We start from the raw sequence: 21745 nt of genomic DNA, 5'->3' as shown, positions 1-21745 counted from the left end.
GAAGAAATCCAGGTACCCGACCGCCCCTGCGTAGGGGCCGCGCGCCACTCCTTCCAGCTCCTCGATCAGCTCCATGGCCCGGACCTTGGGCGCCCCGGTGACCGTGCCGGCCGGAAAGCAGGCCATCAGAGCCTGCAGCGGGCGCACCTCCTCGCGCAGCTCCCCTTCGACCTGCGAGACCAGGTGCATGACGTGCGAATAGCGCTCCACCTCCATGAAGCGTGACACCCGCACCGAGCGATAGCGGCAGACGCGTCCCAGGTCGTTGCGCCCCAGGTCCACCAGCATCAGATGCTCGGCACGCTCCTTCGGATCCTCGCGCAGCGCCGCTTCTCGCTCGCCGTCCTCGGCCTCGTCGCGCCCCCTCGGCCGGGTCCCGGCGATCGGGCGCGTCTGGATGCGGCGCCCTTCCACGCGCGCGAGCATCTCCGGGGAGGCCCCGGCCAGCGTCAGCTCCGGAAATCCCAGCGCGAACAGATAAGGCGAAGGGTTCAGACGGCGCAGGGCGCGATAGACGTTGAAAGCTTCCGATCGCCAGGGCCGCTCGAAGCGGCGCGACAGGACCACCTGGAAGATCTCTCCCGCCCGGATGGCGCCGCGCGCCTGCTGCACCGAGCGGCGGAACGCTCCGGAGGTACGGACGCGCGCGGCGTTCGCTCTCTTCCGCCTGCCGGCCTGCCGGCGCGGCGCCCGGAAATCAGCGCCGATCTCGCGCTCGACCGACAGGATCCTCCGGCAGGCTTCGCGATACTGCGCGGCAGGCGTCCCCGGCGCCTCCTCGGTGCGCACCAGCGCCAGGATCTGCAGCCTCTGGCGCAGGTGATCGAAGGCCACCAGGGTGTCGTAGAAGCCGAACAGCAGGTCGGGCACCCCCAGCTCGTCGGGAAGGCGCTCCGGCAGCTTCTCGGTCAGGCGTACCAAGTCGTAGGAGAAGTAGCCTACGCCGCCCCCCGCGAAGCGGGGCAGATCCGGCAGGCGCACCGGAGTGTAGCGAAGTGCCATCGCTTCCAGCGCGGCAAGCGGATCCTCGCCCAACTCGCGCGTCCGGTTCCCCTCCTGCAGGAATGCGCGGCGTCCTTTGGCCCGTATGACGCAGAACGGGTCGCGTCCCAGGAACGTGTAGCGGGCCAGGCTCTCCCCGCCGCCCACCGATTCGAGCAGGAAATGATGCCGGGCCCGGCGCGCCAGCCGCCGCCAGGCCATCACGGGAGTGAGCAGGTCGGCCGGGATCTCGCGGCACAGCGGCACCAGGTTGCCCCGCTGCCGCGCCCGAAGGAATTCCTCCAGCGAAAGGTTGAGCTGCGGCCCCCTCAAGGAGAGGAGGCCTTGCCGATCTCGAACGTCACCAGCACCTCGTCGGTCAGCTCGGGGGTCTTGAAGTAGAGGCGGAACGGGCCGCCGGCGACGCCCTGCTCCGGGACCGGAAAGTAGAGCAGGTCGCTGATGTACCCGAAGCGCGGCAGCTCGAGATTGTCGTGCACCACGCCATGCGTTACCGACGGATAGAAGTTGCTCGGAAAGGAGGTGTAGCGGTCCACCGAGGTGCCGGTGAAGGAGAAGTTCTGCCGGAACATCTTCCGATCGAACTCACCCCGATGGTATTCCGCCTGGATGACGGCGAGGGGCAGCGGCGAATAACGGCGTCCGAGGGAGTCCTCGAACGCGAACGACTCGCGCGTCACGTGCAGGGTCGGGGCGCCCTTGTTGGCGACCGTCAGGAAGAGCGGAAAGTATTTCTCGTTGACGTTGTACTGCGCCGCCTCCGTCCCGACAATCAGCAGGATGAGGGAGCCCTCGTCCTTGAAATTGAAGGGACTGAGCTTCTTGGAATAGGGCGAGACGACGTTGGGGTTCGGGGTGGAAGCGCACCCCCATGCGAGGAACACGATGAGCGCGGCGAGCAGCACCACGACGGGCCGCCGCCGCTTTTCCTGGAGCTTTTGCATGGCGCCTCCCGGGCGGCGCGCTGTGCGCGAGGCCGCCCCCTCAGTTGCCTCCCAGGCATCGATCGAGCAGGGCCCGCGCCCGGGCGGGATCGGCGGTGCCGAAGACAATCGCGCGCCCGTCGGGGAACAAGGAAAGGGTATGGCCGAAAACCACCGCCCGCACCAGCGCCGGCGTGCGCCGCACCTCACCCAGATCGGCGAGTGTCCGTGCGGCGGCTTCCAGATCGCGGGGCACACCGCCTTTCGGGAGGATTTGCACCGCCTCCCGGCCGCACAAGACCTCCGAGGAGCTGCCGCGCCCTCCTTGGAGGAATTCGAGCTTTCCTTCGCAGCACGCCGGGCAGCCAGGTTCGGCGGAAGGAGGGGCCAGCGAGATCATCCGCCCGCTCCAGACATCGACCTGCATGGGACCCCAGCCGCCGGTGCTGCCTTCCACGATCAGGCGGAGGGCAATCGCCGCCTGCAGCGACCCGACGATTCCCGCCGCGGGGCCCAGGATGCCGGCCGTCTCGCAGCTGGGCTCCGGCGCCGGGTCGTCGGGATCCACCAGGCACCGCAGGCAGGCGGTGCTCCGCGGCACGAAAGGGGTGACCACTCCCAGGCTTCCGATGCAGGCGCCGTAAATCCATGGAACCCCCCACTCCAGCGAGCAGTCGTTCAGCAGGAAGCGGGTCTCGAAATTGTCGGTGCCGTCCAGGATCAGCTGGCTTGAGTCGAGCAGCTCGCCGGCGTTGCCGCTGTCCAAATGCCGGCTCGCCGCCTCGATGCGGACGCGGCGGTTGGCGCGCTGCAGCCGGCACCGGGCGGCCTCGGCCTTGGGAATCCCCTCGCGCGCGTCTTCCTCGTCGAACAGGAGCTGGCGCTGCAGGTTCCCTTCTTCCACCAGGTCGCGATCCACCAGCGTGAGATGTCCCACTCCGGCTCGCGCCAGGTAATCCGACACGACGCAGCCCAGCGCCCCCAGTCCCACCACGGCGACTCTCGCCTTCGCCAGACGCTCCTGTCCCGCTCGGCCGATCTGCGGGAGCCGCACCTGGCGCTGGTAGCGCGAATCGTCCCCACCCGGATAGGGGGCCATCAGTCCTGCTCCTTCTCGGCCGGGGCGGCCACGAGAGACTCGAACAGCTCGCGCGGCGCTTCCCGGCCGGTCAGGAGCGGAAACTGCAGGACCGCCTGCTCCAGGAAGACCTCCATGCCGCTGATGATCCTGGCGCCTGCCCGGCGCGCTTCGCGCAGGAACGCGGTTTCGAGGGGATGATAGACCAGATCGCAGGCTACCTCGGTGCGCGCCTCCTCCCAGCCCAGGATGTTGGGATCGCGGTCGGAGTCCATGCCCAGCGGCGTGGCGTTGATGAGCAGGGCGCCGTGAAAACGGCGCGCCTCGGTGAACTGCTTCAGCTCGCACCCCAGCCTCTTGGCGGTTTCCCGGGCCTTCTCAGGGGCCCGCGCGAACAGGATCACCCGCGCCCCGGAGCGCCGGCAGGCCAGAGCCGCCGCGGCGGCCGCGCCTCCCGCCCCGAGAATCCCGACCGTGGTGCCCTTGAGGCTCATGACCCGCTGCAGCGGCGCCAGCACTCCGCCCACGTCGGTGTTGTATCCCACGAGCCGGTTCCAGCTGCGCACCGCCGTGTTCACCGCCCCCGCCTCCTCGGCCGTCGGCTCCAGCTCATCGCAGTGGCGGTACAAGGAAAGCTTGTGCGGATGGGTGATGGCCAACCCGGTAATCGGCAGCTCGCTCAGCAGCGGCAGGAATTCGGCGACGATCTGGGCCTCGAAGGGGACGAACACTCCGGGCAGGCCGAGGTGCCGGTAGGCCCGGTTGTACAGCAGCGGCGAGAGGGAACCCGAGACCGGGTGCCCCAGGACGCCCGTCACCGGGGTCTTTTCATGCAGATCTTTCACCCGGAACAGATCGCTCATCTCGGAGAGGAGAAACTGGCCCGGGGCGGTGGTCGCCTCGGGTCGGGCCGGAGCGTAGACGCCCCAGGAACCCCAGGCGCTCGCCAGGATCCGGCTCGCCTTGCCCCGCTCCCCCATGCAGAAGGCGATCAGGTCCGTCGATTCCGTCCGGGCGCGGCGCAGCAGATCGCGCACTCGCAGGTTGTCGGAGCAGGCATCGGCATAGGGAATCAGCTTCAGAATCGCCCCGGGCGCACGGTCCGCCATGCGGCGGTAGATCGGCTCGAGATCGGTGGGGGTGCCGCCGCGGCGGTGACAGGAGAGGATGATGCGGCTTTGTCCGGCGTCTTTGAGCAGCTCCTCGTCACCCGACTCGAACTCGAGATCGACATACTCGGCGCCGTGCGCGATGGCCTGCTTCAGCACTTCGCCCCGCTGCGCCTCGCTTCCCGAGAAGAATCCCCCCTGGGCCCGGCTGCGGCAGGCGGCGATCCGCGGCTTCCCTGAGGCCGCGAACACCTCCCCGAGGTCTCCCGCGTCCAGGCGATCCAGGCGCAGCTCGACCAGATCGGCCGTGGGGCTGGCCGCGCGATAATCCCGGAGCAGCTGTTCCTTCGATTCCGCCAGAATGACTTGGATCAGCAAACGCTTTCCCCTGGCACCGACTGAAAAAGTGACGGACCCGGTTCATTATAACCGGCACCTCGCGATAAACCGGCAGGATGCGTCGCTATGTTAGACTTTGCGGCGGAGATCCCATTTTTTGCGGAGCTTGCGATGAGAATCGGCAGCCGGGTGCGGCTGGTAGAGTTCTCCTCGTCCGGCGGTTGAGCGGCCAAGCTCAGTCCGGAGGACTTGAGGGAAATCGTGAAAGGGCTTGAGCCGGCCGGTGATCCGAATGTCCTGGTAGGGTTCGGAACCGCCGACGACGCAGGAGTCTACCGTCTCGACGGTGGCCGGGCCCTGGTGCAGACGGTGGATTTCATCACCCCGGTGGTGGACGACCCCGAGGTCTACGGGCAAATCGCGGCCGCCAACGCCTTGTCCGACGTCTACGCCATGGGAGGGGTCCCGATCACGGCCTTGAATATCTGCTGCTTTCCCGGCAAGGGGCTGGAACGCTCGGTGCTCGCCGCAATCCTGCGGGGCGGCGCCGAGAAGGTGCGCGAGGCCGGGGCCGCACTGGTGGGCGGACATACCGTGCAGGACGACGAGCTGAAATATGGCCTGTCGGTCACCGGGCTGGTCGATCCGGCGCGCATCATCCGGAATTCCAGCGCCCGGCCGGGCGACGCGCTGGTCTTGACCAAGCCGATCGGCACGGGAGCCATCATCAGCGCTTACCGGGAGCGCAAGGTGAGCGATGCCACGCTGCGCGCGGCTCTCTCGGAGATGACCCGCCTGAACGCCGCAGCTTCCCGTCTGATGCTCGAATACGGGGCCACGGCCGGCACCGACATTACCGGCTTCGGCATTCTCGGGCATGCCCTGGAGATGGCGGAGGGGAGCGGGGTGGGAATCCGCCTGGACGCGAAGGCAATTCCCCGCTACGACGAGTCGCTGGAGCTGATCCGCAACGGCATCGGGACGCGCACCACGCGCTGCAATCTGCGTCTCGCCCGGCCGCATATGAACAGCGTCGGCGAGCTCTCCGAGGAGCTCTTGACGCTTTTGGCCGATCCGCAGACTTCCGGGGGTCTCTTGATTGCCCTTCCGGCTGAAAGAGCCGATGCCCTGGTCGCGGCGGCGCGCGCGGCCGGGGAAACGCACGCCTCACGAGTCGGGGAAGTCTTCCCCGCCTCTCCCCCGGTCCTGGAGATCATCGGCTCCTGAGCCGCGGGTCAGAGGAGCTGGGTCGGATCGATCTCAACACTCACCCGCGCCCGGCCGATCCTGCCGTGCAGACCCGACAGAGCTTGCCTCAGGACGGCCTCGACCTCGCGGCGCGCTCCTTTCACCAGAACCTGGAACCGGTGTGAGCCCTTGAGCCTGGCGCGAGGCGCCGGCGCCGGGCCCAGGATCCGCACCCCCTTCCCGGCCACCTCCCGCAGACGTCGCGCCACCCGGCCTGCGGCCTCCTGAGCCGCCTCGATGGCGGTCGATTCGATGCGCGCCATCGAGATGGCGGTGTAGGGCGGATATCCCGCCGCCTCCCGGATCCGTAGCTCCCGCTCGTAGAAACGATCGGGATCGTGGCGCGCCGCCGCGAGCACGGCAGGGTGGTCCGGAGCGAAGGCCTGGATGATGACGCGCCCCGGCAGGCTGCCACGCCCAGCACGGCCCGCGGCCTGGGTCAGCAGCTGATAGGTTCGCTCGGCGGCGCGGAAATCGGGAAGCGCCAGCGATGCATCGGCCGAGACCACCCCGACCAGGGTCACTCCAGGAAAATCATGCCCTTTCGCCACCATCTGCGTGCCGACCAGGACGTCCAGCTCGCGGCGGTCGAAACGTCCCAGGATGCGCGCCGCCCCCCCCGTGGTCCCGGAGTCACGGTCGAGGCGGCCGACCCTCAGGGCCGGATCGAGGCCGCGCACCGCCTCCTCCAGGCGCTGCGTGCCGGCGCCGCCGAAATGGAGGTGCGGCGAGCCGCATGCCGGGCAGAGGCGCGGGACCTTCCGGCGCCGGTTGCAATAGTGGCAAATCAGCTGGTCTTCCTCCTGATGGTGGCTCATCGCGATGCTGCAGGCGCCGCACAGGACGGTCTCGCCGCAGGCGCGGCAAAGCACGAAGGTGGCGTAGCCGCGGCGGTTCAGCAGGAGGATCGCCTGCTCTTCCCGGTCCTTGAGATCCAGCACCCCGGCGCTCAGCTCCCGGGAAAGCAGCGCCGGGCTCCCCGTCTCACGAAACTCGCGGCGCATGTCCACCACACTCACCTCCGGCAGCGGCCGCTCGCGCACCCGCCCCGGGAGACTCAGACGCTGCAATCCGCCGCGACGCACCCGCGCCACCGTCTCCAGCGAGGGCGTGGCGGATCCGAGCAGGACCACGGCGCCCGCCAGAGAGCCGCGCACCAGGGCGACATCGCGCGCCTGGTAGCGCGGCGCCTCCTCCTGCGCGTAGGAGGGATCCTGCTCCTCGTCCACCACGATGAGTCCGAGACGCGGCAGCGGCGCGAAGACGGCCGAGCGTGTCCCCAGCACCAGCGTCACCTCGCCGCTCCGGATCCGCTGCAGCGCGGCGCGCCGCTCCTTTTCCGGCAGCCCGGAGTGCAGCACGGCCATGCCCCGGCCCAGCCGGGATAGGAGGCGCTCGGCCAGCAGCGGGGTGAGGCCGATCTCCGGCACGAGATAGATTGTCTGGAACCCTCGCTCGCGGGATAGCAACGCCAGGCGCAGATAGACCTCGGTCTTGCCGCTTCCGGTGACTCCCTCCAGCAGGAAGGCGCGATAAGCTCCCCGGCCGAGGCAGGGAGCGATTTCCGCGATCGCCTGCGCCTGCGCCGCCGTGGGCGGCGGGGACTCGCCCGGCTCCTCTCCAATGACCTCGGATGCCGCGACGGGACGCTGCTCGAGCTGCAGACTTCCCCGCCGGGCCAGTTCGCGCAGCACCGCGCGGGACGCCCCCGAGCGCCGCGCCAGATCGCTCAGGCGCATGGCTCCATCGTCGCGCAGCAGATCGAGGGCGGCGCGGCGGCGCGCCTCTCGCACCCGCGGCGCCGTCGCGGCGGCCGGCAAGGCCCACCATTCGCGCGCCGCGCCACGCGCCGGAATCTGCGTTTCTTCGTCACGGGCGATCCATCCGCGCCGCAGCATATCTTCCAGGACCGCCTCGCGCGCTCGAGGAAGAGCACGCTTGAAACGCGCCTCGCTCATCTCTCCCGCCGCCAGGAGCTGCAGCACGCGGCGTGCCGCGGGAGGCGGGTTGGCGAAGGGATGCTCCAGGACCTGGCGACCTTCCTCGAGGAGGCGCAGGCGCCGCACCTGCCGCACCTGCAGCTGCAGCGGCAGGGCCGCCTGCAGGACCTGTCCCCAGGGGGTGAAGTAATGCTCCGCGACGCGGCGGGTCAGCTCCAGCAAGACCGGGTCAAGCAGCGGCTGCTCGTCGAGCGCCTCCAGGACGGGCTTCAACCGCCCGCCGTCTTCTTCCGGCCGATCCAGCGCGACGACGATCCCGACTTTCGCCTTCTCCCCCAATGAAACAAGCACCCTCGATCCCGGTCGAACCCGGCCGGCGAGACGGGCGGGAACGCGGTAGGACAGGGGGGTGTCGAGGGCGACCGGCAACGCCACCTGGGCGACGCCTTCTGCGGCGGGATCGGGCGCCATCACCTCGAGGAGGATTCGGCGAGCAGCGCCAGGACCTTCTTCATGTCCTCCCAGACCTCTTTCTTCTTCTCGGGGTTGCGCAGCAGGTAGGCGGGATGGAAGGTGGGCATTACCGGCGTGCCGTCCTCCAGGGTCCGGAACTCTCCCCGCAGGCGGCTTATCGAGCTGGAGGTCTTCAGGAGCGTCTGTACCGCCACGCTCCCCAGGGCGCAGATTACGCGCGGCCGCAGGATGGCGATCTGGCGGAACAGAAAGGGAGAGCAGGTGTCGCATTCATCGGGAAGCGGCGTGCGGTTCTCGGGGGGCCGGCACTTCACGATGTTGGCGATGTAAACCTCCTCGCGGGACATCCCCATGGCCTGCAGGATCCGGTTCAGAAGCTGCCCGGCGCGACCGACGAACGGCAGACCCTGGCGATCTTCCTCATAACCCGGCCCTTCTCCCACGAACATCAGTCGGGCGCGGGGACTGCCGGTCCCGAATACCACCTGGGTCCGCTTCTCGCTGAGCCGGCAGCGGCGGCAATCGCCGATCTCCACCCGCAGATCGGCCAGCTCCGCCTCCGGATCGCGATCGGAGGCGACGGAGAGTGTCGGGGAAGGCCTCGCCGGCGGCACGAAGGCTCCCGGCGAGGGGACGGGGACCCGCCGAATCGCCCAGACTCCCGATTCCTGCAGGAACCGCAAGCGCTCGCGCAGCTGGCCGCGTGGATCGATCAAGACATCCCCCGCAGCGCTTCGACGCGGTCCAGCAGCCGCGCCGCAACTTCCCGCTTCGACATCGACGGCCAGGACTCTTCCCCACCGTCGGGAGTGACGATCACGACCTGGTTGTCCTCGGAGGCGAAGCCGGAGCCCGGCACGTCCACCCGGTTCGCGACCACCAGATCGAGGTGCTTTTCCGCCAGCTTTCGCCGGGCCGATTCCAGGAAATCGCCCGTTCCGGCGGCAAACCCGACGATGAAGCGACCGTCTTTGTGGGAGGCAATCTCGGCGAGGATGTCGGGGGTAGGGACCAGATCGATTCGCTTGAGGCTCTGCTTCGGAGCCTTGTCGGCCGCTGCCGCGGCAGGACGAAAATCCGCCGGCGCCGCCGCCTTGATCACCAAGCTGCAGCGCGGCAGCGCCTCCATCACCGCGGCGCGCATCGCTTCGGTCGTCTCGACGCGCACGCACTCGGCGCCCCAGGGCGCCGGGAGATGCGTCGGCCCGGCCACCAGGATCACTTTCGCGCCGCGGCGCAGCGCCTCCTCGGCCACGGCGAAGCCCATCTTTCCGGTGGAAGGGTTGGTCAGGACGCGCGCCGGATCGAGATACTCGCGCGTCGGCCCGGCGGTGACGAGGACGGTTTCCTTTGACCAGGCGGCGCGCCGGTCCAAATGCCTGAGTACTTCCGAGACGATGAGCGGAAGATCGGGCAGCCTGCCGCTTCCTTCCTCGCCGCACGCCAGCTCCCCTACTCCCGGCTCCAGGATGCGCACACCGCGGCGGCGCAGGAGATCCAGGTTCGCCTGCGTTGCGGGATGCAGGAGCATGCGGGTGTTCATCGAGGGGGCCACGAGCACCGGGCAAGGAACCGCCAGGAAGAAGGTGGACAGGAAGTCGGAAGCCTCGCCGTGCGCCAGGCGCGCCAGCGTCGCCGCGGTGGCCGGGGCCACGAGGAGCAGGCCGATGCGGCGCGACAGGGCGATGTGCTCCACGTCGGCGCCCGCCGACAGATCGTAGAGGTCGCGGATCACCTCCCGCCCGCTGACCGTCTGCAACGTCAGGGGGGTCACGAAGGCTTCCGCGTTGCGCGTGAGAATCGGCGTGACCTGGACCTGCGCGCGGGCCAGCAGGCGGATCAGCTCGGGGATCTTGTAGGCGCCGATGCCGCCGCTGATCCCCAGCGCGATCTCGCGCGCCGGATCAGCCGACATCCGTCCCTTCGGGGGCATCGATCGATTCCGGCGACAGCGGCGATTCGAGGACGGGCTCCGGCTCGCGCGCCGCGACCAGCCCCTGACGCACCTCTTCCTGCGCCACCGTCGTGGCCTTGCGGGCGCGCGGATCCACGCGCGGGCGCGCGCCGCGCTGCAGCTGCTGGCAGCGGGCGGCGGCGATGCTGATGAACTTGAACTTGTTTTCCACGGCTTGGGTCTCCATCGGGTCAGGCTCCTTTCGGGGATGCGCCGGTGCCGTTGCGGAAGGCCCGCAGGATCCTCCGGGCGCGCGGAATCTGCCGTTGCGTGCGACAGCGCTCGGCCAGGACGATGCCTTTCAGCTCCTCCAGGGCGCCATCGAGACGATCATTGAACACCAGATAATCATACCTTCCCGCGCTGCGCACCTCGCGGCGCGCCAGTGCCAGACGGCGGCGGCGCACCGCCTCCGCGGTCCCGCGCTGCCGGTGCCGTGCCCGCAGCGCGGCCGGGCCGGGGGGCATCAGGAAGATCAGCACGGCCTGCCCCGAGGCGCGGCGCAGCTGGTCGGCCCCCTGGGAGTCGACGTCCAGCAGCACGTCGGCGCCCTCGCGCAGCGACCGCTCCACCTGCTGACGGGAAGTCCCGTACAGCTCGCCGTCCACGCGCGCCCACTCCAGCAGACGCCCTTTCTCGAGCAGGCGACGGAAGGTCGCCGTGGGGACGAAATGGTATTCCCTGCCCTCCTTCTCGCCCGGGCGCGGCGACCGCGTGGTGTAGGAAACCGAGAAGACCAGATCGGGCAGCGATCGCATGAGCCGCCGGCACAAGGTCGATTTCCCCACTCCGCTGGGACCTGACAGCACGAGCATCACGCCGTGCGGACGCGGCGGGACGCGCTTGCCCGAGCGCCGGGTCCTGGTGCTATCCCCGTTCCTACTCAAGGTTCTGGACCTGCTCGCGAATCCTCTCGACCTCGGCCTTCATCGCCAGGGCGCTCTGCGAGATCTCGAGGGTCTCCGATTTCGAGGCGATGGTATTCACCTCGCGGTGCATCTCCTGGACCAGGAAATCGAGCGACTTGCCGACCGGACCGTCCGCCGAACGCAGGAGCTCGTGGAACTTTCCCACGTGGGCGGCGAGGCGAACCAGCTCCTCGGCGATGTCGCTGCGCCCGGCCAGGTAGGCCGCTTCCTGGGCCAGCCGGGTCGGATCGAGCCCGATCCCCTCCAGCAGCGAAGCCATCCGGGCGCGCAGCTTCTCGAGCGTCTCCTTCTGGCTGCGCGCTGCGGCCTGCTCGACCCGCGCCATCTCACTCTCGACGGCCCTCAGCCGCGCGCGCAAGTCCTCGGCCAGCTTGCCGCCTTCCGCGATGCGGGCCGCCTCGAAATCGCGCAGGGCTCCCCGCAGGGCCGTGAGCAGTGTGTTCTTTTCTTCATCGCCGGCGGAGGGGCGGGTGAAATCGACGCGCACCGTGCCCGGCAGGGAGAGCAGCGCCGGCAGCTCCAGCGAGCCGGAGAGCTCGAATTCCCGCGCCAGATCGCCGGCGGCCTGCAGGTAGCCGGCCGCCACCTGCCGGTTGATCCAGACGCGCGCTTCGGGCTCGCCGACGCGGATCTGCTCCACCCAGACCTCCACGCGCCCGCGGCGCGCGTGCCGACCGACCGCTTCCCGCAATTCCGGCTCGAGCGAGGAGAGCTCCTGCGGAAGGCGCACGCGGACCTCCAGGAAGCGATGGTTGACGCCGCGCACCTCCACCTCGAACCGCGTCCCCTCGCCGCCCGAGTCGGCGCGCCCGAAGCCGGTCATGCTGCGGATCACGCCGGGCTCCCCGCCGCGGCGCGTCCCGCCAAGAGCTCCAGGATGGCCTCGGCGCTGCGCGTGAAGCAGCCGCGCTCCCCCAGCCGCTCGCGCAGCGCGATCATCTCGCTTCGCATCGCCTCGCGCCGCGGGCGATCCGACATCAGCGCCACCATCGCCTCCGCCAGATCCCTGGCCCGGAAATCGCCCTGCACCAGCTCTTGTGCCAGCCGCTTTCCGGCCACCAGGTTCACCAGTCCGACGTGCGGCACGTCGGCCAGCAGTGAGGCGAGCGCATAGGTGATCGGGCTCGTGCGATACACGATGATCATCGGCACTCCCATCAGCGCGGCTTCCAGGGTGGCGGTTCCGGATTTTATCATCGCCGCGTCCATGGCGCCGAGGGCCTCCCACGGTCTTCCCTCGATCAGTCGGATCTCGGGAAGCCCGGGCCGGGCGCCCAGAAAACCGGAAAGATCGCCGGGACGCAGCGTCGACGCCACCGGCAGCAGCCCGATGAACTCGCCGATCCGCTCCTTCAGGATTCGGGCCGCTTGCAGCATGACGGTCAGGTGCGAGGCGATCTCGCGGCGGCGACTGCCCGGCAGCAGACCGATGACACGCGCCCCCGGATCGAGGCCCAGGGCGCGCCGTGCCACCGCCGGCTCCATCGGTGCGGGAAGGATGTCCAGGAGAGGATGTCCGACGAAACGGACCCCAACGCCGCGCGCCCGGTACAGCTCTGTTTCGAAAGGGAGCACGACCAGCATCAGATCGACGCAGCGCGCGATCAGATCGATGCGTGACTTGCGCCAGGCCCAGACCTGGGGACTGATGAAGTAGGCCACCGGCACTCCGGCCCGGCGCGCCGCGCGCGCCAGGCGCAGGTTGAAATCGGGATAGTCGATCAGCAGGGCCAGATCGGGTGGCTCCTCGCGCAGGATGCGGCACGCCTCCCGGTAGGCGGCGCGGATCGGCTGCAGATGGGACAGCACCTCCACGAGGCCGACCACCGCCAGCTCGCGGGAGTCGGCGAACAGCGTGGCCCCCTCTTCCCGCATGCGCTCGCCGCCGATCCCCGAGAAGGCCAGGGAGGCGTCGCGCGAGCGCAGCGCCTGCATGAGTCGGGCACCGTAAAGGTCTCCGGAAGCCTCCCCCGCCACCAGCAGGAGGCGCCGGGGACGCGTCACGGCGCGGCCTGCCTTCCCGCGGCCATGAGATCCGCCTCGGCGGTGAGCCGCTCGAGCTCCGACTCGAGGCGCCGCCGGGCCTGCTCCAGATCCGCGGGCGAGGCGTCCCTTGCCACGCGAATCAGGGGCCCGTAGACGAACCACCCCCGCCCGAACGGCAGGGGAATCAGGAAGCGATCCCAGGAAGAAAGGAGTTTTTTTTTGTGCAGGAGTAGGCGACCGGGACGATGGGCGCGCCGCTCAGGCGAGCCGCGGCGATGACCCCCATCTGGACCTCCTCGCGCGGCCCCCGGGGGCCGTCGGGTGTGAAGGCGGCGTCGAAGCCGGCTCCGATCTTCCTGAGAATCTCCCTCAGCCCCAGCGCGCCGCCGCGAGTCGTGCTGCCGCGCGCGGTGCTGAACCCGAAGCGGTTCATCGTCCGGCTGATCAGCTCCCCGTCGCGGTGCTCGCTGATGAGAATGGCAATCTTCTTTCCCGGATAGGCGTAGGGCATCAGGAACAGCCTCCCGTGCCAGAACGCCAGGATGTAGGGCGTTCCGCTCTGCTGCAGCCGCTCCACGACGTCGCGGTTCACGAAGCGCACCCGGGTCACGGCGCGGGTGAGGCGGATCCACCAGACCGCCAGGCGCGGAACGAGGAACAAAGCGGCGGCATGCATCGGCGAAGCTTTGCGTGGATTCAAGGGCGGGCTCCGCGCGTAGGTTAGGATCCCGGTCCACCCGGTGTCAAGACGCCATTGAGGCGGGACGGCTCGTGAGGCAGTCCGAGACGCGGGAAAGCCCGCCCCAGGAGATCGCATATCCCGATGCCGACCAGGATCGACACCAGCCCGAAGGGCGGCAGCATGTATCGCACAATCGAAAGCACCATGATGGTCATGGCCCAGGAATAAACCCACAACGGCACGACCAGCCAGAGGAACCGGCGCGCCGCCGGACCGGAAGCCCACGCCCGCAGCGCACCGAGGAGAGCCAGCAGGTAGAAAGGCAGCTGCAGCAGGGCCACCCAGCGCTCGAAACGCTGGCTGTCGGTCGCGTACAAGGCGCGCACGGCCTTCACCAGGATGAGCTTCACCGCCGTCAGCGGATGGGATTTCGCATCACTCAGGAGGAACCGGGCAACATCTCCCGGCGATTGAAGTTGTTCCGCCCGCGCCGTGACGGTCTCCAGGAGCCGTCGAACGTCGGCGGGAATGGTGAGGACCTGCCCCGGCAGATCGGGACTTGCGTCGATCGTCAAGCCATCCAGCATGGCGGTCCGGCCATTCGTGGATAGGGGGATCACCATGCCGGTTTCCCGATAGACCCATCCTTCCCAGGGAAGAACCGTCGCGAGATTCCCCAGCAGAATGAGAAGACAAGGAAGGAGGCGCCGGGTCGCAGGGGCCCCGCGCTCCCCTGAAACCCACAGAAAAGGCACCAGGGCCAGGCTGATGAGCAGGCCGAACGGCCGAAACAAAGAGCCCACGCCGATCAGGGCGCCGGCCGACAATGACGCGAGGGCCAGGGAGGTGCCCCGGAAGCCGGCGCGGACCACCAGGTAGATCGCCGCGAACAAGAGCACCATGAAAGGCATCTCGGTGTTCGGGAGCCTCACCAACCAGAGCTGGAGCGGATAGGCGACCCATACGAGCGCGCCGGCGAGCGCCGCCCACCTTACGAAGACCCATGCACCGATGAGATAGATCAGCAGGGCGACCACCGCGGAGCACAGCACGTTGAACAGCCCCAGGACGACCCCTTCGCTCGAACCCGTCGCGCCGGCAATCCAGTAGATCCCGGCGATGACACACGAGAGCCCGGGGGGATAGACCACGAAGAGCTCGCCGGAGGAAGTGCGGTAGCCATTTCCGGCCAGGATGCTTTGAGCCAGCGGACGGTAGAAGCTGTCGTAGTCGGGATCATTGGGAGGCCACGCCGGTCTGACGAAGGTGGTGAACACCCCGCTCATCATGAGTGAGGCCAGCACGATCAGGAACCCGTCTCGAGCTCTTGTCGGCAGGCTGCTAAGTCTGATCACGCCGTCTTTCCTGCCGATTCAATGTTGGCCCCGGAGCATGCAGGTCCCGAGCGGGGCAGGAGAAGGCGCACGATGCGCGCCGTTGCCGTCCACGGTCGCGGTTTCTGGCTCGATCGTGAAGCAACCAAGTATTGTCCTTGCCATGACTCCGTTGCAACTCCCGGATCGAACCGATCGGAGCCAGGCTGACGCGTGACCGCCGGCTTGACAGACGGATCCCCCGCCCCTAGACTTTGGCCTCTTTTCGCACCGATCTTGGGGGGGACCTTGCGCGAGCGACGGAGAGTGGTCATTACCGGCGGCGCCGGATTCATCGGCTCGCATCTGTGCGATTTCTTCCTGGAGCAGGGCTGGGAGGTGGTTTGCGTCGACAATCTGCTCACCGGCTCTCCCGACAACGTCTCCCATCTTCTCGGCACGCCGGGATTCACCTTCCTGGATCTTGACGTCTCCGGATTCATCCATCTCGCCGGTAAGATCGACGCAATCCTGCATTTCGCCTCCCCCGCCAGCCCCATCGACTACCTGGAGCATCCGATCCAGACGATGAAGGTCGGCTCGCTGGGGACGCACAAAGCCCTGGGACTGGCGCGGGAGAAGAAGGCCACCTTCCTGCTGGCCTCAACCTCGGAGGTGTACGGGGATCCGCTGGAGCACCCGCAGCACGAGGATTACTGGGGGAACGTGAATCCGATCGGACCGCGCGGAGTCTACGACGAGGCCAAGCGCTTCTCCGAGGCGCTGACCATGGCTTACCATCGCAGCCACCGGGTGGACACCAAGATCGTCCGGATCTTCAACACCTACGGCCCGCGGATGCGCATCCACGACGGCCGCGCGATTCCGAGCTTCCTGTCGCAGGCGCTGCGCGGGCGTCCGCTCACCATCTTCGGGGACGGCACCCAGACGCGCAGCTTCTGCTACGTCTCCGATCTGGTGCGCGGCATCTATCTGCTGCTGAACTCGTCCTACCATCTTCCGGTGAACCTGGGCAATCCTCAGGAGATGACGATCCTCGAGATGGCGCGGCAGGTGCAGCGCGTGACGCGCAGCAAGAGCCGCATCGTCTACCGGAAGCTCCCGGTCGATGATCCGAAGGTGCGCCAGCCCAGCATCGAGCTGGCCCAACGTCTGCTGCGCTGGACGCCGAAGGTGGGATTGGAGAAGGGGCTGCGCGAGACCGCCAGGGACTTTCGCCGCCGCCTCGGAGCTCAGAAGAAGCGCTAGTCGCCGCCTCCGGGAAGTCCTATCCGATCGCTTTCTTCACTTCGTCGCTCCCACCCCGCGCCGGCAGGAGGGACGTCGGCTTGCGTCCTTTGTCCTTCGAGCCGCGCCCCTCGCCGTAGTAGTAGTACCCAACGTAGTAGTAGTCGCGGTAACTCGACCGCTCCAGATCCACGTGGTTCAGCACGGCGCCGATGATGTTGGCGTTGACGTTGCGAATGTGGCCCACGCACCGTCGCACCAGCTCCTTGTCCGTCTGATTATGGCGGATGACGAACGTCACCATGTCGACCATGGAGGCGAGGAGAACGGAGTCGGTGAGAGAGGCCACCGGCGGGGAGTCGATGAAGACCCAGTCGAAGTTCGCCTTCAGGTCGGATAAGAGCTGCGCGAACCGGTCGCTGCCGAAGATGTCCGGCGGGTTCGGAGGGAGAGGCCCCGAAGTCATGGCGTAGAGATTCGGCACCTTGGAGTTTTTGAGATACTCCTTCCAGCTCTCGTGCTCCTCCGCCAGGATGTAGTTGGTCATCCCCTGCCGCTTGTCCAGCTCGAGATGGACGTGCACCGTAGGACGGCGCAAGTCGCAGTCGAGCAGGGCCACGCGCTCGCCCGAGGCCGCCATGGTCTTGGCGAGGTTGACCAGCGTGGTGCTCTTTCCTTCCTGCGGGCTGGCGCTGGTCACCAGCACCAGGTTGCTGGAGCGGTTCTTGCGTGCGAACAGTAATCCGGTCCGCAGGGTCTGCAGCGACTCGCGCACGGCGTAGCTGCTCTCGTCGTTGACCTTCGGAATGATGCTCAGGATGTGGAGCTTCAAGTACTGCTCCACGTCCTCGGTGGTCTTGACGGTGTTGTCGAGGTATTCCAGGAAGAATGCCAGCCCCACCCCGAGAAACAGCCCCGAGAGGAAACCGACCAACAGGTTGATACTCTTGCGCGGGCGCACGGGAGCGAGGGGTACATCCGCCTTGTCGAGTATCCGGATGTTGTTGCTCAGCAGCTGGGAGCTGAGCTCGATCTCCTTCATCCGGCCGCTGATCGCGTCGTAGATCTTCCGGATCTCGGCCGTGTCGCCGCGCAGCAGCTCGAAGCCGGACGCACGCTGGTTGAGCTCCAGCGACTCGCCCTTGGCCTGATTCATCTGCGTGAGCGTGGACTTCTCGTGCTCCCGCTTGATCGCAAAATCGGTCTTGATCCTGCCGATGATGCGGTCGCACTCGCGGGAGATTTTCTCGTCCAGCCGCTTGATCTGGTCTTCCTTCTCGATCACTTTGACGTGCCGCTCCTGGTATTGGGCCAGCAGCTTCTGCTTGTCCTGCTCGAGCCCGAGGCGCTCCCGGTAGAGGCCTTCGACGATGGGATCCTTGGCGATCTCAGGAATTGAAAGATAGGAACCTCCCGCGCGCGACACCTCGTCGACTTTGCGCAGGACCGCCTCCTCCTGCGACAGCGCGAGCTGGGTTTCGGTCAGGTCCTCCTGCAGCTTCTGCAGGGAGGCGGCCATGATCTTCTGCTGGTCCTCCGGAACGAAGATGCGGCGCTGGGACGCCTCCTCGTAAGTCTTCTCCTGGCTCCGGGTCAGCTTCTCCTTCAGCGGCTCCATCTGCTCGAGGAGGGCCGCCACGGCCCGCGAGGTGGCCTTCTGCGCCATCTCCAGGTTGCGGTCCGCATAGACCTCCGCCAGGGTGTTCACGTACTGCGTCGTCTTCTCCTTGTCCGCTCCGTCCAGCGAGATGGCCACGATTCCGGTCATCTCGACCGGCTCCACGATGATGCCCGAGCGGAACGCCCCCACCGGGTCCTTCATCCCCTTGTACGAGGGATCGTTCCACAGATTGAGGCGATCGAAGACCTTTTCCGACACCCCCCGGCTCTTGATGATCTCGAATTGGGTGTTCATGTAGCGCTCCTCGGCGAAGAAGCTGTAGCCGGAGACTCCCAGCTCGCCGACGTCGGCCACGGGGGCAACCCGGCGGGAGTAAGCCTGGATCTCCACCTTGACCGTGGCGCGGTAGACCGGGGTCTGAAGGAAGGTGTACAGCGTCACCAGGGTCATGACGATCACGAAGGTCGCCAGGACCGTCCATCGCCAGCGCCAGATCGTCGCCCAGTAGTCCCGGAGATGGACTGCATGCTTGTCCGGAACCACGCCGGGGAGCACGGGAGTTTCCATACCTGCTTTCCTTTCGGCTGGTTGCCTGTTTCGACCGTCATCCGCCCGGAGCCCGGTCCGGGCGCGCCGCGTCAGAACAGTCGGCGCGGCACGATGACGACGTCGCCCGGGAGCAGGAGGATGTCCTCCGCCTTGCGCTCCTCGATCGCTTTCAGATCGAAGACCAGCTTGGTCTGCTTCCCGTTCACGTTACGGTTGACCTCGATTCCCTTCTTCTTGGCGTAGGGGGTGAGCCCCTCGGCAATACTGACCGCCTTCATCAGCGTGGGGCGATCCACCAGGGGGTACTGCCCCGGCTTCGCCACCTCGCCCCGGATGTAGAAGAACTGCTGCGGCCCGACGGTGATGACGTCGCCCGCCTGCAGGCGCGGGTTGAACTTGCTGCCGCCGGTCAGCAGGTCGTCCTTGGCGATGTTGATTTGCCGGGTCTCGCCGTCAGTGCCGTTCTCATGGCGCGTGATGATGATCTCGTTTCCCGCTTCCCGCGTCATCCAGCCCGACTGCGCCATGATGTCCATGAGGGTCGTGGGACCCTTGAGGTAGTAGGTTCCGGGTTTCTCGACTTCCCCGACCACGTTCACCGGCTGGCTCTGGTAGTCCTTGATGTCGAGACTCACCTGGGGCCCGACCAGGAACTCCTTCAGCCGGGTCTCCACCTCCCCGCGTACTGAAGCGAGGGTGCGCCCCGCCACCGGCATGACGCCGATGAGAGGAAAAAGGACCGTCCCGTCGGCCCGGACCTCGAGGGTCTGCTTCAGATCATCCTGTCCGAAGACCGAGAGCTCCACCCGGTCGCCTTCCCCCAGGCGATAGGACGAGCCTTCTGCGACGACGGCGGCTTTGGCGGCCGGAGCGTTGAAGAGAACCTCCATTCCTTCGGTGGTCACGCTCCATCCCTTCAGCACCGCACCCCTCAGCGGCACCTCCACCCGCACCCCTTTGGCATCCTGGCCGTCGGTCGAGGTGACCCGGATCGGCCCCAGCGGAGTCTCCTTGAACTCGTAGCTGGCCTTGAGCCCCGACTCCGCCGGGCTCAAGTCGAGAACCAGGAGCTCTGCGCCGGATCCCTCCAGAATACGGCAGCGCGCGCCGGGCGTGCCGGTGATGCTCATGATCAGGCGGAACCGTCCTTCCCCATCCGGCCGGACCGACAGATCGGAGACACGCGGCGCATCGGCCGCGAGCGACTCCTGAGCCATGGCGGAGCACAACGCCGCCGCGACTGCCAGCATCCGGAGTCCCCGTACCGCCTGCTTGCTCAAATCTTTCCCCTCATTGCCAGCCGATGATGGTGGCCAGGATGATGCCGTGACTGTCGTAGCTGTAGACCGCGTACTGGACTCCCGCCGTTTGCGCCACGATGTTGGAGTCCGAATTCTGGAACCGGTATCCGGCCGTCAGGTCGACCGCCCGGCTCAGCTTCCAGGTGAGGTTGAGCGCGCCGGTCCAGATCTTGTCGCGGCGCCTCATCCCCTCGCTGGGGGCGAGATAGTCGAAAATCCCGTCGATCGCCACCACCGTCTCCGAGTAGACGTTGTACTGGAAATTAACCAGGGTTGCCAAGACGACCGTCCGGCCCAGCGCATGCGTGTAGACCACCTCCCCCCCCTCGTTGACGTAATAGGGGCTCACGTTGAAGAACGATACCTGAGGCGCCCGACGGAAGCGGATCTGGATCAGGCTGCCCGAAGCCAGCGCCGCCGCGAGGTCGCCCTCGAACGTGATGCCGCGAAAGGGCGTGCCGAAGCCCTCCGTGAAGTCGGTGTGGGAATAGGAGACCCTCACTTCGCTGGAAAGCTCCCGCGAGGTGGCCCGGCGGTAGCCGGCTCCGAGCGACCGGGTCTCGTACTCGCTCTTCAGCTGGCCTGCCCAGGCCCGATCCTGCTGGACCCCCTGGATGTCGAAGTAGCCATAGAGGGAATTTCCCGCTCCGCTGTCCAGCACGTAGCGCGCGAACAGGCGCTGCGACTCGAAATCGGAGAAGAAATCCGACGTGGAAGACTCCTCGAATTGCGTCCGGGTGCTCGAACCTCCCAGCTCGACCGAATGGATGGCGCCCAGCTGGAAGGCCAGCTGCAACGAGATGTCGTTCGACGTCAACGGCTGGGTGGCGTAGCGGTACTCGCCTCCCGGCACCGAGTTCAGGAGTCCGGTGATGCCGTCCACGTAACTGTCGGCGACGTCGATCTTCATCAGGCGGCCGACCTCGAAGTGGCCCGTTAAATTGAGAAAATGGCTCGCTCCCCCGAGATCCTTCAGGATATCCGCGGAGTATTGCCGAAAATCTCCGCGGTAGATCAGCTTGGTGATGCTCCGGGTGAACGGCAGCTCGAACCGCAGCTGAGGGCTCAACGCCCGTATCCCGCTGTCGACGGGGCCCACGAGCGGATCGTCCTCGTTCAGCTTCTCGACGTTGTCCTCATGCGCCGCGGAGATGCCCAGCGACGGGAAGAACTCGATGCGGCCCAGGCGGATGGGCAGCAGACGCTCCTGTGCCCCCGCCTGCGAGGCCCCCAATGCCACCCCGAGAACCCAGACCAGAAGGCGGACACACTTCGGGAACCGGAATCCGGACTTCAGTTTCCTCACTCCTGGCAGAGGATGAGTGATCATTTTACGGTGGGTATGCCGACCTGTCAAGGTTGAAAGGGGCGGAAGTCCTTGAACGACGGGGTTTTGACGGTTCACCCCAGGACCGATTTTGCCAGGCTCTGCATGACCCGATAGCGCTTGCCGGTCCCTTCGCACAGGACCACGAGGCGATGCCGCTCGATGTCCGAAAGCGAGGGAATCGCGATCAGAATCTCGTCCACGCTCTCTGAAATCACCCCGATCTCCTCGCGGCTGCCCAGGACCGGGACCCCATGGATGCGCTTGCCGGCTTTGGAGCGATCGTCGTCGATGAACCCCACCGGCTGGTACTCCATTTGAGGGTTGTTGCGGATTTCTCGAAGAATCAGCTCTCCCGCGTCCCCTGCCCCGATGATGAGCAACCGGCGCCCCGAGCGGGGCAGATGCGCGAAATACTCCCGGAACATACGGAACAGGAGACGGCTGCCGGCAACCAGCACCAGCAGGAGAAAGGAGTCGAGCACGAAGACCACCCGGGAATAACTGTCGAAGCGGGTCAGACCGACCAGGAGCAGCACGGTCACCACGGTGCCGGCAGCCACCGCCTTGGCAATGGTCACGAGGTCGTAGACGTCCATGTATTCCCAGACGATGCGATACAGGCCGAAGTAGTAGAACATGCCGAGCTTGATGGCGATCAGGACGGGGAGCGTCGTGGCGATCTGCGCGAAGTAGCCGGGCGGAATCAGGCCGTCGTAGCG

The 21745-nt window shown here is 67.2% G+C and carries 19 protein-coding genes; 2 read left to right on the top strand and 17 right to left on the bottom strand.

The genetic code is table 11. The features are described from left to right. From VFW45_17705 to VFW45_17690, 4 genes are all read right to left on the bottom strand, one after another. Window positions 1-1314 (bottom strand): chorismate-binding protein (locus VFW45_17705; GenBank protein HEU5182627.1); only part of this gene is annotated, 1314 nt, incomplete at its 3' end. Then, on the bottom strand, window positions 1311-1946 hold the full coding sequence (locus VFW45_17700; protein ID HEU5182626.1) for a hypothetical protein: 636 nt from the start codon (window positions 1944-1946) through the stop codon (window positions 1311-1313). The genes VFW45_17700 and VFW45_17705, both read right to left, overlap by 4 nt. Before the next feature lie 40 nt (window positions 1947-1986). Then, window positions 1987-3024 (bottom strand): ThiF family adenylyltransferase, encoded by a 1038-nt coding sequence (locus tag VFW45_17695; protein ID HEU5182625.1) that lies wholly within the window; start codon window positions 3022-3024, stop codon window positions 1987-1989. Further along, window positions 3024-4490, bottom strand: coding sequence for a type I 3-dehydroquinate dehydratase (locus VFW45_17690; protein ID HEU5182624.1), 1467 nt, complete (start codon window positions 4488-4490; stop codon window positions 3024-3026). The genes VFW45_17695 and VFW45_17690 overlap by 1 nt, the downstream gene beginning before the upstream one ends. Window positions 4491-4622: 132 nt before the next feature. On the opposite strand from VFW45_17690, the gene selD reads away from it, so the two are divergent. Further along, complete coding sequence (gene selD / locus VFW45_17685; protein ID HEU5182623.1) at window positions 4623-5678, top strand: selenide, water dikinase SelD; 1056 nt, start codon at window positions 4623-4625, stop codon at window positions 5676-5678. Window positions 5679-5686: 8 nt separating this feature from the next. On the opposite strand, the gene priA is transcribed toward selD, so the two are convergent. From priA to VFW45_17640, 9 genes are all read right to left on the bottom strand, one after another. Beyond that, window positions 5687-8110 carry a primosomal protein N' gene (priA, locus tag VFW45_17680; protein ID HEU5182622.1) on the bottom strand — a complete coding sequence of 808 codons (2424 nt, stop codon included), beginning with the start codon at window positions 8108-8110 and terminating at the stop codon, window positions 5687-5689. Beyond that, window positions 8110-8829 (bottom strand): uracil-DNA glycosylase, encoded by a 720-nt coding sequence (locus VFW45_17675; GenBank protein ID HEU5182621.1) that lies wholly within the window; start codon window positions 8827-8829, stop codon window positions 8110-8112. The genes priA and VFW45_17675 overlap by 1 nt, the downstream gene beginning before the upstream one ends. Continuing rightward, a complete protein-coding gene (gene coaBC, locus VFW45_17670) occupies window positions 8826-10028 on the bottom strand; it encodes a bifunctional phosphopantothenoylcysteine decarboxylase/phosphopantothenate--cysteine ligase CoaBC (protein ID HEU5182620.1) in 1203 nt (400 codons plus the stop codon). Before coaBC ends, VFW45_17675 begins: the two co-directional genes overlap by 4 nt. Next, window positions 10018-10254, bottom strand: a complete 237-nt coding sequence (locus VFW45_17665; GenBank protein HEU5182619.1) for a DNA-directed RNA polymerase subunit omega — start codon at window positions 10252-10254, stop codon at window positions 10018-10020. Before VFW45_17665 ends, coaBC begins: the two co-directional genes overlap by 11 nt. Window positions 10255-10258: 4 nt before the next feature. Next, the gene (gene gmk, locus VFW45_17660; protein HEU5182618.1) at window positions 10259-10954 is read right to left on the bottom strand and encodes a guanylate kinase; all 696 of its coding nucleotides are present in this window, start codon (window positions 10952-10954) and stop codon (window positions 10259-10261) included. Then, window positions 10947-11831 carry a YicC/YloC family endoribonuclease gene (locus VFW45_17655; protein HEU5182617.1) on the bottom strand — a complete coding sequence of 295 codons (885 nt, stop codon included), beginning with the start codon at window positions 11829-11831 and terminating at the stop codon, window positions 10947-10949. The genes gmk and VFW45_17655 overlap by 8 nt, the downstream gene beginning before the upstream one ends. Then, window positions 11828-13000, bottom strand: a complete 1173-nt coding sequence (lpxB, locus tag VFW45_17650) for a lipid-A-disaccharide synthase (GenBank protein HEU5182616.1) — start codon at window positions 12998-13000, stop codon at window positions 11828-11830. Before lpxB ends, VFW45_17655 begins: the two co-directional genes overlap by 4 nt. Window positions 13001-13166: 166 nt before the next feature. After that, a complete protein-coding gene (locus VFW45_17645) occupies window positions 13167-13682 on the bottom strand; it encodes a lysophospholipid acyltransferase family protein (GenBank protein ID HEU5182615.1) in 516 nt (171 codons plus the stop codon). A 20-nt stretch (window positions 13683-13702) separates the two neighbouring features. Beyond that, entirely contained in the window at window positions 13703-15019 is a 1317-nt protein-coding gene (locus tag VFW45_17640) for a glycosyltransferase family 39 protein (protein HEU5182614.1), read from the bottom strand. A 267-nt stretch (window positions 15020-15286) separates the two neighbouring features. On the opposite strand from VFW45_17640, the gene VFW45_17635 reads away from it, so the two are divergent. Then, window positions 15287-16246, top strand: a complete 960-nt coding sequence (locus tag VFW45_17635) for a UDP-glucuronic acid decarboxylase family protein (GenBank protein ID HEU5182613.1) — start codon at window positions 15287-15289, stop codon at window positions 16244-16246. Between the two features lie 19 nt (window positions 16247-16265). Here VFW45_17635 and VFW45_17630 read toward each other — a convergent pair whose 3' ends face one another. The 4 genes from VFW45_17630 to VFW45_17615 all read right to left on the bottom strand — a co-directional run. Then, entirely contained in the window at window positions 16266-18413 is a 2148-nt protein-coding gene (locus VFW45_17630; GenBank protein ID HEU5182612.1) for a polysaccharide biosynthesis tyrosine autokinase, read from the bottom strand. Between the two features lie 71 nt (window positions 18414-18484). Then, on the bottom strand, window positions 18485-19675 hold the full coding sequence (locus VFW45_17625) for a polysaccharide biosynthesis/export family protein (protein ID HEU5182611.1): 1191 nt from the start codon (window positions 19673-19675) through the stop codon (window positions 18485-18487). A 10-nt stretch (window positions 19676-19685) separates the two neighbouring features. Continuing rightward, window positions 19686-21002, bottom strand: a complete 1317-nt coding sequence (locus VFW45_17620) for an outer membrane beta-barrel protein (protein HEU5182610.1) — start codon at window positions 21000-21002, stop codon at window positions 19686-19688. A 95-nt stretch (window positions 21003-21097) separates the two neighbouring features. Continuing rightward, a partial coding sequence (locus VFW45_17615; GenBank protein ID HEU5182609.1) for a polysaccharide biosynthesis protein occupies window positions 21098-21745 on the bottom strand: 648 nt, incomplete at its 5' end.

The sequence above is a fragment of the Candidatus Polarisedimenticolia bacterium genome, assembly GCA_035764505.1.
Lineage (GTDB): Bacteria > Acidobacteriota > Polarisedimenticolia > Gp22-AA2 > AA152 > AA152.
This window is presented reverse-complemented; position numbering and strand designations above follow the sequence as displayed.